General features: G+C 62.8%; 16 protein-coding genes. 9 read left to right on the top strand and 7 right to left on the bottom strand.

The genetic code is table 11. From position 1 onward, the window contains the following. The first annotated feature begins 29 nt into the window (after nt 1–29). The gene (locus tag RM192_RS08880) at nt 30–461 is read left to right on the top strand and encodes a hypothetical protein (RefSeq protein ID WP_311507175.1); all 432 of its coding nucleotides are present in this window, start codon (nt 30–32) and stop codon (nt 459–461) included. Nucleotides 462–545: 84 nt separating this feature from the next. After that, the gene (locus tag RM192_RS08875; protein WP_311507174.1) at nt 546–1,022 is read left to right on the top strand and encodes a hypothetical protein; all 477 of its coding nucleotides are present in this window, start codon (nt 546–548) and stop codon (nt 1,020–1,022) included. A 63-nt stretch (nt 1,023–1,085) separates the two neighbouring features. Here the strand turns inward: RM192_RS08875 and trmFO are convergent, their stop codons facing one another. Beyond that, the gene (gene trmFO, locus RM192_RS08870) at nt 1,086–2,453 is read right to left on the bottom strand and encodes a methylenetetrahydrofolate--tRNA-(uracil(54)-C(5))-methyltransferase (FADH(2)-oxidizing) TrmFO (RefSeq protein WP_311507173.1); all 1,368 of its coding nucleotides are present in this window, start codon (nt 2,451–2,453) and stop codon (nt 1,086–1,088) included. Between the two features lie 69 nt (nt 2,454–2,522). On the opposite strand from trmFO, the gene RM192_RS08865 reads away from it, so the two are divergent. Continuing rightward, a complete protein-coding gene (locus RM192_RS08865; RefSeq protein ID WP_311507172.1) occupies nt 2,523–3,179 on the top strand; it encodes a lysoplasmalogenase in 657 nt (218 codons plus the stop codon). On the opposite strand, the gene RM192_RS08860 is transcribed toward RM192_RS08865, so the two are convergent. Next, nucleotides 3,176–3,529, bottom strand: coding sequence for a DUF952 domain-containing protein (locus RM192_RS08860; protein ID WP_311507171.1), 354 nt, complete (start codon nt 3,527–3,529; stop codon nt 3,176–3,178). The two genes, RM192_RS08865 and RM192_RS08860, sit on opposite strands and share 4 nt — an antisense overlap. Beyond that, on the bottom strand, nt 3,526–6,261 hold the full coding sequence (gene gyrA / locus RM192_RS08855; protein ID WP_311507170.1) for a DNA gyrase subunit A: 2,736 nt from the start codon (nt 6,259–6,261) through the stop codon (nt 3,526–3,528). Before gyrA ends, RM192_RS08860 begins: the two co-directional genes overlap by 4 nt. Before the next feature lie 315 nt (nt 6,262–6,576). On the opposite strand from gyrA, the gene RM192_RS08850 reads away from it, so the two are divergent. Next, nucleotides 6,577–7,866: a hypothetical protein gene (locus RM192_RS08850; protein ID WP_311507169.1), complete on the top strand. Its 1,290-nt coding sequence runs from the start codon at nt 6,577–6,579 to the stop codon at nt 7,864–7,866. Between the two features lie 79 nt (nt 7,867–7,945). Here the strand turns inward: RM192_RS08850 and RM192_RS08845 are convergent, their stop codons facing one another. Continuing rightward, nucleotides 7,946–8,599, bottom strand: a complete 654-nt coding sequence (locus RM192_RS08845; RefSeq protein WP_311507168.1) for a carbonic anhydrase — start codon at nt 8,597–8,599, stop codon at nt 7,946–7,948. A 66-nt stretch (nt 8,600–8,665) separates the two neighbouring features. On the opposite strand from RM192_RS08845, the gene lipA reads away from it, so the two are divergent. Both lipA and RM192_RS08835 read left to right on the top strand, forming a co-directional pair. Continuing rightward, nucleotides 8,666–9,604, top strand: coding sequence for a lipoyl synthase (gene lipA, locus RM192_RS08840; RefSeq protein ID WP_311507167.1), 939 nt, complete (start codon nt 8,666–8,668; stop codon nt 9,602–9,604). A gap of 18 nt (nt 9,605–9,622) precedes the next feature. Continuing rightward, entirely contained in the window at nt 9,623–10,084 is a 462-nt protein-coding gene (locus tag RM192_RS08835) for a type II toxin-antitoxin system RatA family toxin (protein WP_311507166.1), read from the top strand. On the opposite strand, the gene RM192_RS08830 is transcribed toward RM192_RS08835, so the two are convergent. Genes RM192_RS08830 through RM192_RS08820 form a run of 3 tightly spaced genes read right to left on the bottom strand, consistent with a single transcriptional unit; the run spans nt 10,045 to nt 12,283 of the window. Beyond that, the gene (locus tag RM192_RS08830) at nt 10,045–10,548 is read right to left on the bottom strand and encodes a CinA family protein (RefSeq protein WP_311507165.1); all 504 of its coding nucleotides are present in this window, start codon (nt 10,546–10,548) and stop codon (nt 10,045–10,047) included. The genes RM192_RS08835 and RM192_RS08830 overlap by 40 nt on opposite strands. Nucleotides 10,549–10,551: 3 nt before the next feature. After that, nucleotides 10,552–11,103 carry a hypothetical protein gene (locus RM192_RS08825; RefSeq protein ID WP_311507164.1) on the bottom strand — a complete coding sequence of 184 codons (552 nt, stop codon included), beginning with the start codon at nt 11,101–11,103 and terminating at the stop codon, nt 10,552–10,554. 19 nt (nt 11,104–11,122) lie between these two features. Next, complete coding sequence (locus RM192_RS08820; RefSeq protein ID WP_311507163.1) at nt 11,123–12,283, bottom strand: bifunctional 2-C-methyl-D-erythritol 4-phosphate cytidylyltransferase/2-C-methyl-D-erythritol 2,4-cyclodiphosphate synthase; 1,161 nt, start codon at nt 12,281–12,283, stop codon at nt 11,123–11,125. Between the two features lie 102 nt (nt 12,284–12,385). Here RM192_RS08820 and dusB point away from each other — a divergent pair, with 102 nt between their 5' ends. The 3 genes from dusB to RM192_RS08805 are packed head-to-tail and all read left to right on the top strand — an operon-like array spanning nt 12,386 to nt 15,989. After that, on the top strand, nt 12,386–13,441 hold the full coding sequence (gene dusB / locus RM192_RS08815; RefSeq protein WP_311507162.1) for a tRNA dihydrouridine synthase DusB: 1,056 nt from the start codon (nt 12,386–12,388) through the stop codon (nt 13,439–13,441). Next, nucleotides 13,438–14,559 (top strand): ATP-binding protein, encoded by a 1,122-nt coding sequence (locus RM192_RS08810; RefSeq protein WP_311507161.1) that lies wholly within the window; start codon nt 13,438–13,440, stop codon nt 14,557–14,559. Before dusB ends, RM192_RS08810 begins: the two co-directional genes overlap by 4 nt. Further along, on the top strand, nt 14,556–15,989 hold the full coding sequence (locus tag RM192_RS08805) for a sigma-54 dependent transcriptional regulator (RefSeq protein WP_311507160.1): 1,434 nt from the start codon (nt 14,556–14,558) through the stop codon (nt 15,987–15,989). The genes RM192_RS08810 and RM192_RS08805 overlap by 4 nt, the downstream gene beginning before the upstream one ends. The last annotated feature ends 115 nt before the right edge of the window (nt 15,990–16,104 follow it).

Below are 16,104 nucleotides of genomic sequence, written 5' to 3'. Positions count from 1 at the left end.
AGGCGGCGCGCCCGGGGCGTGATCCGCTGATGATTCAGTTGCGCCTGGCATGGTGGCGCGACCGACTGTCAGAGCCTTCCGCGGCATGGCCGAAGGGCGAGCCGGTGCTTGCCGCCCTGCACACTTGGGAGGGCGAGACAGCCGCGCTGTGCGGCCTTGTCGACGGTTGGGAAGCGCGCATCGTCGGCGAGGATGGCGGTGCCGAACTGGCCAAGGCAGAGGTAGAAGCCTATGTTGCGCTCGCGCGCATTGGAGGCGTCAAGGATCTAGACCGTGTTCGCGCCGAAGCCACAGCGCTGTCCTGTCCGTCGCAGCCTTCGCCACCGATCAAGAGGCTGCCCAAGGCAATGCGGCCCCTGTCGATATTTCGCGTCATGGCCATGCGTGCGCAGCAGGCCAGAGCAACCTCGCCACTGTCGGATTTTGCCACGATTGTCCGGGTCGGCCTGTTCGGGCGGTAAGGTCCTGCCAATCCGGAAGCATCTGGCCGTGCTGGACGGGCGTCTGGCAGGCTAGTTTCGGCGCTCTGATCAGGAGCCGAAACCATGGTGCGTGGATTGCTGGGCGGGATTGCCGCGCTGATGCTTGTCGCGGCGGGCGTATTCTGGTGGCAGGGGCGGGCGGAGACGGGCTTTGGTGGTGAGGCGCCTGCGCTCGCAGTGGAAGCCGCGCCCGATGCAGAGCCTGAAGACCTGCCGAGCGCCGACGCCGAGGGGCTTATTGGCGTAGCGCCTCCTGAAGCGACTGCTGTGGGCCGGGAAACCAAGCGCTTCAACATGCTCGACAAGGACCGCGACAACCGCATCACCCGCAACGAGATGTTAAGCAGCCGCGCTCGCGATTTCCGCAAGCTCGACAAGGACGGCAACAATCTGCTGACCTTCGAGGAATGGGCGCATACCACGGCGGACAAGTTCAAGTTTGCCGACGGCAATTCGGACCTGTGGCTCAGCCGCGAGGAATTCGCCACAACGCGGCCCAAGGACAAGCCCAGGCCAAAGCAGAAGTGCAGCTGCAAATAGACTCCCACCAGATCCCCGAGCCTGCTGAAGGGGGGATGGGTCGGGAGAGGGCCTGTTACTGTTTCAGGCCAGTGTGGCCACCCATCCCGCCATGTCGGCCTTGGCACGCTCGGTATAGGCCTCCTTGCGCGCCTTCTTCTTCACATCGTGCAAGGGCGGAAACAGCCCGAAATTCACGTTCATCGGCTGATAGGTCTCGGCTTCTGCATCGCCGGTGATGTGCGAAAGCAGCGCGCCGAGCGCGGTCGTGCGCGGTGGCGGCGTCCAGTCTTTCCCGGCTATTTGTGCCGCTGTCATCAGCCCTGCCAGCATGCCGACAGACGCGCTTTCAACATAGCCTTCGCACCCGGTGATCTGCCCGGCAAAGCGGATGTTGGGCGCCGATTTCAGCCGTAATTGGCGGTCCAGCAGGGTCGGCGAATTGAGGAAGGTGTTGCGGTGGAGGCCGCCGAGCCGCGCAAACTCGGCGTTCTCGAGTCCCGGAATAGTGCGGAACACGCGGACCTGTTCGGCGTGCTTCAGCTTGGTCTGGAAGCCAACCATGTTCCACAGCGTGCCAAGCTTGTTGTCCTGGCGCAGCTGCACCACGGCATAAGGCCAGCGGCCGTTGGGGTGTTCAGGGGTGGCCCAGTGGGGGTTGTCGAGGCCTACCGGCTTCATCGGGCCGAAACGCAGCGTTTCAACACCGCGCGAGGCCATGACTTCGACCGGCATGCAGCCATCGAAGTAGGGCGTGTTCGCTTCCCACTCCTTGAACTCGGTCTTCTCGCCGCCCACCAGTTCGGCCCAGAACGCCTCGTACTGTTCGCGAGTCATCGGGCAGTTGATGTAGTCCCGCCCATCACCGCCCAGCGCCAGCGAGGCTTCCGCGCCCTTGTCCCAACGCGAGGCCATCCAAGCCACGTCCATGTCGATGGAATCGCGGTAAACGATCGGCGCAATCGCATCGAAGAAGGCAAGGCTGTCCGCTCCTGTCGCTGCCCCGATGCTGGAGGCGAGGGCAGGGGCGGTCAAAGGTCCGGTCGCCACGATGGTCAGGCCGTTCGAAGGCAGAACGTCCACCCGCTCGCGAACAATCTCGAGCGTCGGCTGGGCGGCTAGCGCTTCCTCAACCGCTGCGGAGAACACATCGCGGTCCACTGCCAGCGCCGACCCAGCCGGAACGCGCGCCTTCTCGGCGGCTGCCATCAGCAGGCTGTCGCACTCGCGCATTTCCTGATGGAGCAGGCCGACCGCGTTCTTCTCATGATCGTCCGAGCGGAACGAGTTGGAACAGACCAGTTCGGCCAGGCCGTCGCTGTTATGGGCAGCCGTCGTATCGCCCCCGCCGCGCATTTCCGACAATCGCACGGAGATGCCCCGACGTGCCAGTTGCCACGCCGCTTCGCTGCCGGCCATTCCGCCGCCGATGATATGTACCTGATGCGTCATGCCCAAGCCCTTGGCATTGCGGCGCCGCTGCGGCAAGACCGTCGTCGGAACACGAGGGAAAGGGGACAAGTGCCCAAGCGCGCACTGATCGAGAAACGGCCGTGGCTGGTGGCAAGTCTCGTCGCAGGCGTCAGCTATTGGCTGGCGGCAAAAGGCCACGTACCGGGATTATGGCTCATCCTGTGGAAAGGCGCAGGCGTCGCGCTGCTGGCGGCTTACGCCTGGGCCCACCATCCGTCACGCAACGCCCATCTGCTCGCACTGGTCATGGCACTGGGAGCCGTTGGCGACATGGTGCTGGAACTCAGCTTCACCAGCGGGGCAGTGGCGTTCCTGTTCGGCCATCTCGTCGCCATCGCGCTCTACCTCAAGCATCGCCGGGATAATCCGACCGGCAGTCAGAAAGCCGCAGCCGTTACCACGCTGATCGGCGTGCCGCTGATCGCATGGCAATTGAGCCGCGCGCCGGATGTTGCGCTCTATGCACTAAGCCTCGCGGGCATGGCCGCCGCCGCATGGATGAGCAGCTTCCCGCGCTACCGGGTCGGCCTCGGTGCGATGCTGTTCGTAGTGTCGGACTTGCTGATCTTTGCGCGGATGGGGCCTCTGGCAGGAAGCGTTATCCCCGACCTGCTGATCTGGCCGCTCTACTACTTCGGCCAGTTCCTGATCTGCACCGGCGTGATCAAGACACTGCGGGCGAGGGGCGAGTTCGGCGCAGGCTAGCCCGCCACCGGCAGCTTGACCAAACCCGCCTCATCCCGCTCCAACGGGCCATACGCCACCGCAACATTCAACGGCAGATCGCCATAGATGTGCGGAAACAGCGCCCCCCCGCGCGAAGGCTCCCATTTTACCGCATCGCCCAGTGCCGCAAGATCGACCGCCAAAACGTGCAGATCGTCCTGCCCGGCAAAGTGCTTGTCCACCGTCTCGGTCAACTGGGCCTCAGCCGACAGATGAATGTACCCATCCGCCAGATCGACCGGCGCGCCCTTGAAAATGCCATCCGCTTCAAGCTGCGCCATCTGCGGCCCGGTCAACACTTTGTAGGCGAGGACGGGAAGGTCGCTCATTCCGGAGCGGCCTCGCCCACGATTTCCTCGCCCTCGTCACCACCCTCGGTATCCTCGGCCAAGCGCACCGCGCTGACCACGTGTTCGCTGTCGGCCACGGTAAACAGACGCACCCCTGCAGAACCGCGTCCGATCACCCGCAGCGAGGCGAGTGGCAGGCGTATGAGCTTGGCCTGATCGGTGACAAGCATCAACTGATCGGCCTGAGACGCTGGGAAGCTCGCCACCACCGGGCCATTGCGGCCGATGTTGTCAATATTGGTGATGCCCTGACCACCACGGCCCGTACGGCGATATTCGAAGGCCGACGACATCTTGCCATAGCCATTGGCGCAGACGGTGAGGATGAACTGCTCACGCTCGGCCATCATGGCATAGCGCTCCTGATCGGCCATCTCGCCTTCCTTTTCGCCCTTCCAAGGAGCGAAGCGCAAATACTCCTCGCGCTCGTCAGGCGTCGCGCCGACGCGGTGCAGGATCGACAGCGAGATCACCTCGTCATCGCCCTTCAGCGTCATGCCGCGCACGCCGGTCGAGGTGCGGCTGGTGAACTCGCGCACTTCGTCACCGGCAAAGCGGATCGCCTTGCCCGAACGGGTGGCCAGCAGCACGTCGTCGCTGGCTTCGAGCAGAGCTACGCCGATCAACCGGTCGGTATTAGGCGTGCCGTCGTCATCGGCGTCGAACTTCATCGCGAACTTGCCGTTCGACGGGATGTTGGCGAAGGCATCCATCGAGTTGCGGCGCACGTTGCCCTTGGCCGTGGCGAACACGACCGAGAGCTTGCCCCATTCCGCCTCATCCTCGGGCAGCGGCAGCACGGTGGCGATGGTCTCGTCCTTGTCGAGCGCTGGCAGCAGGTTGACCACCGGACGGCCGCGCGTCGTCGGCCCGCCTTCAGGCAGGCGCCAGACCTTGAGTCGATAGACTTTGCCTGCGGTCGAGAAGAACAGCACCGGGGTGTGGGTGCTGGTAACGAACATCGTCGCGACGGCGTCCTCTTCCTTCGTCGCCATGCCGCTACGGCCTTTGCCGCCCCGGTTCTGCGCGCGGAAGGTGGAAAGCGGCGTGCGCTTGATATAGCCATCGAGCGTGATCGTGACGACCATGTCCTCGCGCTCGATCAGATCCTCGTCTTCGATCCCATCGGCGGGCGCGGTGATCTCGGACAGGCGCGGCGTGGCGAAGGCGGCGCGCACTTCGATCAGTTCCTGCCGCATCACGGCATAGAGCTTCTCACGGTCACCCAGGATCGAGAGGTATTCGGCAATCGCAATTGCCAAGCCTTCCAATTCGCCACCGATTTCATCGCGGCCCAGCGCGGTAAGGCGATGCAGGCGCAGTTCGAGAATGGCGCGGACCTGTGTTTCAGACAGGCGATAGGTCGCCGCATCCGCCGCGCCGATTTCCTCGATGGCTTCGACCAGACGGATATAAGGCGCGATCTCTCCCATCGGCCATTCGCGCGCGATCAGCTTTTCGCGCGCCGTAGCTGGGTTGGGCGAACCGCGGATGATCCGCACCACTTCATCGAGATTGCTCACCGCGATCACGAGGCCGAGCAGGATATGGGCGCGGTCGCGCGCCTTGTTCAGTTCGAACTTGGTGCGCCGCGTGATCACTTCCTCGCGGAAGCGCACAAAGGTTTCGATGATGTCCTTGAGGTTGAGGACTTCGGGGCGACCACCGCGGATCGCCAGCATGTTGGCCGGGAAGCTCGATTGCGCTGGCGTGTTGCGCCAGATCTGGTTGAGCACCACTTCGGGCGTTGCATCGCGCTTGAGTTCGATGACGACGCGCACGCCTTCACGGCTCGATTCATCGCGGATGTCCGAGACGCCCTCGATCCGCTTGTCCTTGGCGGCTTCGGCCAGCTTCTCGACCAAGCCGGACTTGCCGACCTGATAGGGGATCGACGTCAGCACGATGGCACGGCGGTCGCCGCGCGCTTCCTCGACCTTGTGGCGTGCACGCATGATGATCGAGCCACGGCCTTCGTGGTAAGCCTTGCGCGCACCGGCGGTGCCGAGGATCAGCGGCGCGGTGGGGAAGTCAGGCCCAGGAATGATCTGGATCAGCTCATCGATGGTGATGAGCGGGTTGTCCATGTAAGCAAGGCAACCGTCGATCACTTCGCCGAGATTGTGCGGCGGAATGTTGGTGGCCATGCCAACCGCGATACCGCCTGCACCGTTGACCAGCAGATTGGGAAAACGCGCGGGCAGGACTTGGGGCTCATGTTCCGAACCATCGTAGTTCGGCGTGAAGTCCGCCGTATCCTTGTCGATATCGCCGAGCAGCGAATCCGCCACTTTGGCAAGGCGCGCTTCGGTGTAACGCATCGACGCCGGCGGATCGGGGTCCATCGATCCGAAGTTGCCCTGACCGTCGATCAGCGGAAGCCGCATCGACCAGTCCTGCGTCATGCGCGCGAGCGCGTCGTAAATCGCGCTGTCGCCATGCGGATGGTACTTGCCCATCGTGTCGCCGACGATACGCGCCGACTTGCGATAGGCCTTGGTCGAGGTGAAACCGTTTTCGTGGCAAGTCCACAGGATGCGGCGATGAACCGGCTTCAAACCGTCGCGCACATCGGGCAGCGCGCGGCTTACAATCACGCTCATCGCGTAATCGAGGTAGCTGGTTTTCATTTCATCGACGATGTCGATCCGCTGGAACTCGCCTTCCGGGGCGGGGACGGGGGGGTCGATGATCGTGGTGTCGTCGCTCACTGTGGTGGCTTTTTCATTTTGTTTCAGGGATACGACAAGGCCCTAGGCCAATTGCCGCGCGATGACCAGCAAGTGCCACCGGATCGCCCGGATTAGCGCGCGGTTTTCCACACTTGCGACGGATTGCCTGAATAATCGGTCGAGGTGTCATTCAATCGTCGTTCAAGGTGAAAAGGATAGCGCTCACCCCGTTGCCAAGGCCCGATTTCCGCGTCACTAGCGGGATCGACCAAAGGTGAGAGGACACCGGGATGGGCAAGGCGCCGGGCAGGGTAGCCCCGCCGCGTTCATCCGGTTGAACAGGAGACGATTTCTATGCGTGCTACTTTCGGGTTGATCGGCAAGACTGCCATGGCCCTCGTGCTCGCCACTGGCGCGCTGTCCATTGGCGCGACCGCAGCGGTCGCGAAGGAAAAGGAACAGAAGGCTGCCAAGGCGGTAAATTCGCCTGAGTTCATCAAGGTTGCGCAGGCACTGCAAAAGCCTGTGGGCGATGTGATGACGTCGAAAGACAAGGCTGCGGCTACGGCTCTCATTCCCCAGCTTGAAGCAGCTGAAGGCACCGTAAAGACGCCGCTTGACCGGATCATCTTCGGCCAATGGCAGCAGCAGATCGGAACGCTTGTCGGCAATCCCGCTCTTCAGCAGAAGGGCCTCCAGAACATGATCGACAGCGGTCAGCTGGATGCCGAAAAAACGGCGCTTGTTACCTATTACCTCGGCATGACCGCGTATCAGAACAAGGATTTCGCAACCACGACGAAGGTCCTCGGCCCGCTTGTCGCTGCCAACTATAACGACGACAGCGCTGCCGAAGTTCTCGCCGATTCCTACTCGCAGCTCGGCCAGAACCCGCAGGCGCTTGACTCGCTCAAGGGCGCTGTTGCCGCGCGCAAGGCGGCAAACGGCGTAGTGCCTGACGCCTGGTTCAAGCGCGCCAACCTGATCGCTTACAAGAACCGCCTTGGGCCGCAGGCCATCGAATGGTCAACGCTGATGGTCGAAAACGATCCCACGCCGATCAACTGGCTCGGCGCCGGTCAGCTCGTGCGCGAGTTCGGCACGTTCACCAACCAGGAATCGCTGGACCTCGGCCGTCTTCTGCTACGCTCAGGCGGTTTCCAGAACGATCCGAAGTATGTCGAACGTGAATACGTCGAATACATTGAATCGGCAGATCCCCGCCGTCTGCCGGGCGAAGTGCTCAAGGTCGCGGAAATGGGCGTCAAGGCCGGCGTGCTGAAGGCGAATGATCCGTTCGTCCTTGATGCCATGACGCAGGCGAAGAGCCGCATCGCGCCCGACAAGGCCTCGCTGCCTGCGCTGGACCGTGAAGCTCGTGCAGGCAAGGACGGCAAGTCCGCCCTCGCCATGGCCGACGCCTATCTCTCTTACGACGAGGCCGCCAAGGCTGAGGAAATGTACAAGATGGCCATCGAGAAGGGCGGTGTCGACAAGGACCGCGCCCTTACCCGCCTCGGCATCGCGCAGGTCGATCTCGACAAGTTCGAGGACGCCAAGGCCTCGTTCGCGCAAGTAGGCGGTGTGCGTGCACCACTGGCCCGGTTGTGGAGCGCATTTGCCGCAACGCAGGCGCGCCCGTAAACCAATCGGCGTACAGTGAAACGGAAAGGGCGGCCTTCGCGGGCCGCCCTTTTCTCATTCGTGGGTGAGGCCTTCAGTCTCAGTTGGCAGGCGTGAATTCACCCGTGGCTTCGTCCAGCACGTGCAGCAGGCCGTCCGAGATGGCAAAGAACGCACCGCGCAGCCGGAGTTCGCCAGTGGCCTCCTTGCGGCGAATGCACGGGAAGGTGCGCAGGTTGGTCAGACTCGCGCGAACGCCCGCTTGTTCCATCGCGCGCTCGGCCGGCCTTCCTGTGGTGCCGTATTTGTCGACCACTTCGTCGCGCACGCCGTCAAGCAGCGCGATCCAATCGGCAATGAAACCGCCTTCGCCCGGTTCCGTGCCCTTGAGGTCCTGGGTCAACGCGGCCTTGCAGCCGCCGCACATGCCGTGGCCCATGACCACGATTTCCTTGACCTTGAGCACCTGCACCGCAAATTCCAGCGCTGCCGACACACCATGATGGCCGGGCGTCGTCTCGAAGGGCGGCACCATCGCCGCCACGTTACGGACAACGAATATTTCACCGGGGGCGACATCGAAAATCTGCGCAGGATCGACCCGGCTGTCGGAGCACGCGATGATCATAACCTGCGGCTCTTGGCTTTCGCGCAGTTCGCGCCAACGTTCGAGCTTGGGCGTCCAGCCTTGCTCACGGAAACGGCGGTATCCGGCGAGGAGCCGATCGAGGTCTGGTGATGCGTCCTGGGTCATGGCCTGTGCTAATGGGCGCAACATTTCACACTTTCAAGTGCCGGAAGTTGAGCCTATCTGGACCGCATGAACGACCTCGCATCATCGCCCGCTCCCCGTCCTGAACGCCAGCGCAAACCAGACTGGATTCGCGTCAAGGCGCCGACCAGCAAGGGCTACGGCGAAACCCGCGCGCTGATGCGCGAGCTCGGGCTGAACACGGTCTGTGAAGAGGCGGCATGCCCCAATATCGGCGAATGCTGGACCAAGAAGCACGCTACGGTGATGATTCTCGGTGACGTCTGCACGCGCGCCTGTGCATTCTGCAACGTCAAGACCGGGATGCCCCGCGCCGTAGATCCTCTCGAACCGGTCAACGTCGCCACGGCAGCGGCCAAGCTGGGCCTTGAGCATATCGTGATCACGTCGGTTGACCGCGACGATCTGCCCGATGGCGGCGCCGGTCACTTCGTCAAGGTCATCAAGGCCCTGCGTGAGATGACGCCGAACACGACCATCGAAATCCTCACGCCCGACTTCCGCAACAAGATGGAAGCGGCTGTCGAAGCCATCGTGGATGCTGGACCGGACGTCTACAATCACAACCTCGAAACCGTGCCGCGCCTATATCCCACGATTCGTCCCGGCGCACGCTACTATGCGTCGCTGCGCCTGCTCGAACAGGTAAAGCGCCACAATCCGCGAATCTTTACCAAATCCGGCGTCATGCTGGGCTTGGGCGAACAGCGCCTGGAGGTTCATCAGGTCATGGACGACATGCGCAGCGCGCAGATCGATTTCCTGACCATGGGCCAGTATCTTCAACCGACGCCAAAACACGCCAAGGTGATTGAGTTCGTCACGCCCAAGGCATTCGACGCCTATGGGGCGATTGCACGCGCCAAGGGCTTCCTTCAGGTCGCGGCCAGCCCGCTGACCCGTTCGAGTTATCACGCGGGCGATGATTTTCGCGCAATGCGCGCCACCCGCGAAGCGCAACTCGCCAAGGCCGCGTTGAAAGCCTGACGCGAAGGACGAGCAGGCGTGCCGCACATCGTCGAAACCCGAGTGCTTCCGTGGTCAGCAGAGCAGATGTTCGATCTGGTCGCGGACGTGCGCCGCTATGCAGAGTTCCTGCCTTGGGTCGTGGCGACACGCATCAAGTCGGACAGCGAAACGGTGATGGTGGCCGACATGCTTGTCGGTTTCAGCGCCCTGCGGGAGAAGTTCACCTCTCGCGTCTACAAGGAGCGGCCCCGGTCGATCCGCGTCGAATATATCGAAGGCCCGCTCAAGCAGTTGGAGAACGACTGGACGTTCACGCCCACGGCCGATGGCGGGTGCACTGTCGATTTCTGTGTCGACTTCACGTTCCGCAACGCGATCTTCGAAAAACTTGCCGGGCAATATCTCGATTCGGCCTTCCGCAAGATGGTTGGCGCTTTTGAGAAGCGTGCCGCCCAGCTTTACGGGAACAATAGCTCCAGCGCACAGATCGTCGCCTGAAAGCGGACGTCGGCGCGCGTCTTCGCATCGGCAAACAGCTTGAGTTCGGCGTTATGGGCTTCCGGGTCCTCGCCGCGTCTGGCGCAAGCGAAAACCACGGTTCCGACTGGCTTCTGATCCGTTCCACCGTCGGGCCCGGCAACTCCGGTGATGGCCACGGCAACGTCCGCGCCAGATTTCTTCAGCGCGCCCTGCGCCATCGACCACGCAACGGCGATTGAGACGGCGCCAAACGTGTCAATCACGTCCTCCGACACACCGAGCAACTGCATCTTGGATTCGTTGGAATATGTGACAAAACCACGGTCGAGCACTGCCGAGCTTCCCGGAATTTCTGTCAATGCAGCCGCAACAAGCCCGCCCGTGCAGCTCTCGGCCACGGCAACCTTTCGGCCCAGCGCGATGTTCGCCTCGACAACCTTGCGCGCAAGATCGCCGATCTCGGCGGGAAGAATGCTGTCCATGGTTTAAGTTGAAGCCTTGCAGATAGGAAGCGATGAGACCTTTCCGGCCTTCGGCTTGTCCGCCAGCACGACCACGAAAGTGATCAGTTCTGCGGTGTTTTCGGGCTGAAGCGGGGAAAGAATGCGAACACCGCGTTCGATTGCGGTGCACTGGCCCGGCTTGATTTCGCCGCCGACCATCTCCGAAACCATCGCCTCGACGAAAGGTTGCAGGGCATTGTCGGGCAGGGCCTTGATCGTCTCGCCCATCTTGTCGTTCTTAGCTCCGCCAAGCTTGAAGAAGGCGGCCTTGGCAACCGGCCAATTCGCATTCTTGCGCGCGGCGTAGCGATTGACGAACTCGCCGCCGCGCGTTGCAAAGAAACCGTTGGTCGCCAGATGTGGCTTGCATGCCTTCATTGCTCCGTCGAGCACCGAGGGGAGGGCGTAGCCTACCAGCGCGCCGACTTCGCTTTCGCTGAGGCAACCCTCTGCATTGGTTGCTGCGTGTGCCAGCTGGCCTTGTGCCAGAGCAAGTCCAGCACCAGCCATCAGCACCTTCCGAAAAAGCGTCATACGATCAACTCCTGCGGGTTCAGGCCGCGATAACGGTGGCAACGGCCTGCGCCGCAATACCTTCTCCCCGACCGGTCAGGCCGAGGCGTTCCGTGGTCGTCGCCTTGACCGAGACGGCCCCCAAGTCAATCCCGAGAATCCGGGCAAGCGTTTCGCGCATCGCCAGTTTGTGCGGTCCAATCTTTGGCGACTCGCAAATGATCGTCAGGTCAACATGGGCGATACGGCAGCGCGCCTCGCGCACCAACTTGGCCGCGTGGGCCAGAAACCTGTCGGACGAAGCGCCCTTCCACTGCGGGTCGTCCGGCGGGAAATGGTCGCCGATGTCGCCCGCTGCAATCGCACCCAGCAGGGCATCAACCAGCGCATGTATGGCAACATCCGCATCGGAATGGCCGGAAAGCCCCTTGCTATGAGGGATTCTGACTCCGCAAAGCCATAGCTCTTCGCCTTCCACCAGGCGGTGCACATCAAAACCCATGCCGGTGCGGGACGCTGGAGTCATGTCGGATTCCTCAAGATCGGCAGCGAAGGTCACTTTGCGCAATGCCTCGTCGCCTGGGACAAGGAGCACCTCATACCCTGCCGCCACGGCGACTTGCGCGTCGTCTCCGGCGTCATCGGCACCGTGCCAGTTGCGATGGGCAGACAGAATTGCGCCAAAGTCGAAGGCTTGCGGTGTTTGAACCCGGTGCAATCCGTCGCGCTCAACCTTGGACGCCATCGCCCCGTCATCCCCGCGCACCAGGCTGTCTACCACGGGCAGCACCGGGATTGCCGCTGGGCCACGATCCAGCGCCTCCAGCAACCGGTCGATCACATCCGAAGGCAGTACAGGCCGCGCAGCATCGTGAATCAACACGCGCGAGGGTGCGCCATCGACCAGCGCTTCCAGCGCCAACCGCACCGATTCCTGCCGGGTCAGTCCACCTTGGACGAGGCGAACCCCGGGAATATCTGCCAAAGCCCCACTGGCAACTTTGTCCCAGCCTTCCGGGATCGCCACGACAACGGGCGCTGCACCGCCCGCAATCAGCGCCTCGACCGAATGGCACACCAATGGCTTGCCCCGCCATGTCACGAACTGCTTTGGCACCGCTCCGCCCGTGCGCAGGCCCTTTCCTGCGGCCACGACCACGGCAGCAACAGTCACAGTGTTAGGGGAATTGGGCTTATCCATTGCGCGCGCCTCTACCAGCGCATGCCCATCTGGAGCAACAGCCTTGCCGCACGCGCCGCAATCGACTAAGCGCGTGCCTGTTTTTTAGGCAGAAATCAGCGCATGTCCGAAGTCCCCGTCCCTCCGCAGCTCAAGCCCATCCAGGTCGGCCCCGTCACGGTCGACTGGCCGGTCGTGCTCGCGCCCATGACAGGGGTCTCTGACCTGCCTTTCCGCACGATTGTCCGCCGCTTCGGCTCAGGCCTGAATGTAACCGAGATGATTGCAAGCCCGGCCGCAATCCGCGAGACCCGCCAGTCGGTGCAGAAGGCGGCATGGCACCCGATCGAGGAACCGGTGTCGATGCAGCTCGTCGGCTGCGATCCGGAACAGATGGCCGAAGCCGCCAAGCTGTCAGAGGACAAGGGCGCGGCGATCATCGACATCAACATGGGCTGCCCGGTGCGCAAGGTCGTCAACGGCGATGCAGGGTCAGCCCTGATGCGCGACATTCCGCTCGCCACGCGCCTGATCGAAGCGACGGTAAAGGCGGTGAAGGTGCCGGTGACGGTCAAGATGCGGATGGGCTGGTGCCATGACAGCCTCAACGCGCCCGAACTCGCCCGCATTGCCGAGGATATCGGTGCGAAGATGATCACGGTTCATGGGCGCACCCGCAACCAGCTTTACAAGGGCAATGCCGATTGGGCCTTCGTACGCAGCGTGAAAAACGCGGTGTCAGTGCCCGTCATCGTCAACGGCGACATCTGCACGATCGAGGACGTCGCCACCGCCATCGAGCAGAGCGGCGCGGACGGTGTCATGATCGGGCGCGGCTCCTACGGTCGCCCGTGGTTGCTCGGCCAGATGATGCACTGGCTACAGACCGGAGAGCGCCGGGCCGATCCCACGCTGCCTGAGCAATATGCGCTGATCGTCGAACACTACCACGCTATGCAGGAGCATTACGGCACGGTGACCGGGGTCAACATGGCGCGCAAGCACATGGGCTGGTACACCAAGGGCCTCCACGGTTCCGCCGATTTCCGTAACAAGGTCAACTTCATCGACGATCCCGAAGCGGTCCTCGCCAGCCTTGCGGAGTTTTATGGCCGTGCCATCGAGCACCAGTTGCCCGCCGCAGCCACCGATCCGGCGGAGCGGCGCGCGGCAGCATGATTGCGCTGCCCGACTGGCGCAGGCAAGAGGCCGGGCAGAAGCCCGATCCCAAACGCGTCGTCGCGAGCCTTCCCATCGCGCTGCTGCAGCTTGATCCGGATCTCAAGGTGGCGGCAGTCAATCCCGCTGCCGAACAGTTGCTGGGGCAGGGCACCCGCCGCCTCGTTGGCAAGTCTGTCGCGGAACTGTTTGAATTCGACGAACCGCTGATTCTCGGGCGCTTGGCCGAGGGTGAGGCCCAGTTGTTCGCGCGCGGTGTGCGTGTCCAGATACGCGGGCAGGCCCCGCGCCCGTTCGATGTGATGACCAGTCCGGTCACGCATTGTCCGGGCTGGCAGTTGCTGATGCTCCACGAAGGCGTCGGCGTCGAAGCGCTCTCCGGCGATGGACGCGGCGCAGGTGGCGGCGAAGGTATTGCCCTGCGCGCACCCGAGGTGCTGGCGCACGAAATCAAGAACCCGCTCGCAGGTATTCGCGGCGCGGCGCAGCTGCTCGACCGCAAGCTTTCACAAAGCGACCGTGCGATGACCGGCTTGATCACCGCCGAGGTGGATCGGATCGCCAAGCTGATCGACCAGATGCAGTCGCTCTCGCGCCGCAGGACCGAACCCGCACAGCCGTGCAATCTGCACGAAGCAGTACGCCGCGCGCAGGCGGTCATTGCCGCAGGCGCGCCAGAACCGGTTGCGATCGAGGAAGAGTTCGATCCCTCGCTCCCGCCGATCATGGCCAACCCGGATTCGCTGGTACAAGTACTGCTCAATCTGATGAGCAATGCGCGCGAAGCATGCGCGGGTCGGCCAACCCCGCGCATTGCGGTGCGCACCCGCTTTGCCAGCGGTATCCAGCTTCATGCCGGGCCGGGCGGGAAACCGCTCCGCCTGCCAATCGAACTGCGCGTGTCCGACAATGGTCCCGGCATCGATCCCGCCCTGCGCGACCATATCTTCGAGCCATTCGTTACCGGCAAGAAGAACGGACAAGGCCTCGGCCTTGCACTTGTCCAGAAACTTGTGCGCGAAATGAATGGCCGCATTACCCATGATCGCGACGAACTCGGGGCATGGACCCACTTTCGCATCCATCTGCCCGTAGCAGGATCGGTCCCGGTCGAATGAGCAAGCGCGTGCTTCTTGTCGAAGATGATGCCTCGATTGCGCTAGTCATCACCGCGGCCCTCGAAGCCGAAGGCTTTACGGTCGACCGCTGCGATTCCATAGCAGGGCGCGACCGGTTCCTCGCCGCCCACGCCTATCACCTGCTCCTGACCGACGTGATGCTGACCGACGGCGACGGCATCGAAACCATCGGCCGCGTGCGCGAAGCCGATCCCGGCCTGCCGATCATCATCCTCTCCGCCCAGAACACGCTCGATACTGCCGTCCGCGCGAGCGACACTGGCGCCTTCGAATACTTCCCTAAACCCTTCGATCTCGAAGAACTGATCCGGACGGTCACGCAGGCCATCGGCAAGGCCGAAGCCATCGGGCTCGATGTGCCGCAGGACGTTCCGCAGGGCTTGCCACTGGTCGGACGCAGCCCGGCAATGCAGGCCGTCTATCGCATGATCACGCGCGTTTTGCGCAACGATCTGACCGTGTTGATCCTCGGCGAATCCGGCACGGGCAAGGAACTGGTTGCCGAGGCGATCCATCAGTTGGGCAATCGCCGCTCTGGCCCATTCATCGCGGTCAACACTGCTGCTATTCCTGGCGAACTGATCGAGAGCGAACTGTTCGGGCACGAAAAGGGGGCTTTCACCGGCGCAGTCGCTCGGTCCATCGGAAAATTCGAACAGGCAAGCGGGGGAACGCTGTTCCTCGATGAAATCGGCGACATGCCGATGCAGGCCCAGACCAGACTCCTGCGCGCCTTGCAGTCTGGCAAGATCCGCCGTGTCGGCGGCCGTGATGAAATCACGCTCGATTGCCGTATCGTCGCCGCCACCAATCGCGATCTCCTGCCGATGATCGCCGCAGGCACATTCCGCGAGGACCTCTATTACCGCTTGGCGGTCGTCCCCATCGAGTTGCCGCCCTTGCGCGATCGGGCCGACGACATTGACGCTCTGTCGCGCCATTTTCTCGCCAAGGCAGCGACAGAGGGCTTGCCGCGCCGCCAACTGACCCAGGCCGGTGCCGACATTCTGGCCCGACAGCCATGGCGCGGCAACGTTCGTGAGTTGCGAAACTTCATTTATCGACTTGCCCTGCTCGCGCGCGATGAGGTGATCGATTCTGCGACGATCGAGCCTCTGCTCGCGCAAGGTGAGGGCGGCGTATCCGCTCGGCCCACAGAGTCTGGCGACATATCCCAAGACATGGGTGCTGCCGTCACAAATTGGCTCGCAGTGAACGCTCCTGCACCCGGTGAAGTCTACGATGCTGCGCTGGCTGCGTTCGAACGGCCCCTGTTCAGGGCCATTCTGTCACAGACCGGCGGTAATCAACTACGCGCCGCGCAGATACTCGGAATCAACCGTAACACGCTGCGCAAGCGCTTGGCCGACCTTGGCATTCTGCCAGAGACTGCCGTTCCAAGAGACTGACCAAACCCGGTAGATACCGCAGCGCGCGTCGTTCGTCGGTTTCCCCTTGCATTTCGGCAACAGGGGGTGTTGTTATAGTGCAACTATGCAGCACAACGGCTCAGCAAAGGTTCGG

The organism is Novosphingobium sp. MMS21-SN21R, from assembly GCF_031846015.1.
In the GTDB taxonomy this organism is placed as follows: domain Bacteria; phylum Pseudomonadota; class Alphaproteobacteria; order Sphingomonadales; family Sphingomonadaceae; genus Novosphingobium.
This window is presented reverse-complemented; position numbering and strand designations above follow the sequence as displayed.

Bases quoted from the DNA above. Each gene is read 5' to 3' on its own strand.
- RM192_RS08880 (WP_311507175.1), top strand. From the start codon at position 30: ATGATTCAGTTGCGCCTGGCATGGTGGCGCGACCGACTGTCAGAGCCT.
- RM192_RS08875 (WP_311507174.1), top strand. From the start codon at position 546: ATGGTGCGTGGATTGCTGGGCGGGATTGCCGCGCTGATGCTTGTCGCG.
- trmFO (WP_311507173.1), bottom strand. From the start codon at position 2,453: ATGACGCATCAGGTACATATCATCGGCGGCGGAATGGCCGGCAGCGAA.
- RM192_RS08860 (WP_311507171.1), bottom strand. From the start codon at position 3,529: ATGAGCGACCTTCCCGTCCTCGCCTACAAAGTGTTGACCGGGCCGCAG.
- RM192_RS08850 (WP_311507169.1), top strand. From the start codon at position 6,577: ATGCGTGCTACTTTCGGGTTGATCGGCAAGACTGCCATGGCCCTCGTG.
- RM192_RS08845 (WP_311507168.1), bottom strand. From the start codon at position 8,599: ATGACCCAGGACGCATCACCAGACCTCGATCGGCTCCTCGCCGGATAC.
- lipA (WP_311507167.1), top strand. From the start codon at position 8,666: ATGAACGACCTCGCATCATCGCCCGCTCCCCGTCCTGAACGCCAGCGC.
- RM192_RS08830 (WP_311507165.1), bottom strand. From the start codon at position 10,548: ATGGACAGCATTCTTCCCGCCGAGATCGGCGATCTTGCGCGCAAGGTT.
- RM192_RS08825 (WP_311507164.1), bottom strand. From the start codon at position 11,103: ATGACGCTTTTTCGGAAGGTGCTGATGGCTGGTGCTGGACTTGCTCTG.
- RM192_RS08820 (WP_311507163.1), bottom strand. From the start codon at position 12,283: ATGGATAAGCCCAATTCCCCTAACACTGTGACTGTTGCTGCCGTGGTC.
- dusB (WP_311507162.1), top strand. From the start codon at position 12,386: ATGTCCGAAGTCCCCGTCCCTCCGCAGCTCAAGCCCATCCAGGTCGGC.
- RM192_RS08810 (WP_311507161.1), top strand. From the start codon at position 13,438: ATGATTGCGCTGCCCGACTGGCGCAGGCAAGAGGCCGGGCAGAAGCCC.
- RM192_RS08805 (WP_311507160.1), top strand. From the start codon at position 14,556: ATGAGCAAGCGCGTGCTTCTTGTCGAAGATGATGCCTCGATTGCGCTA.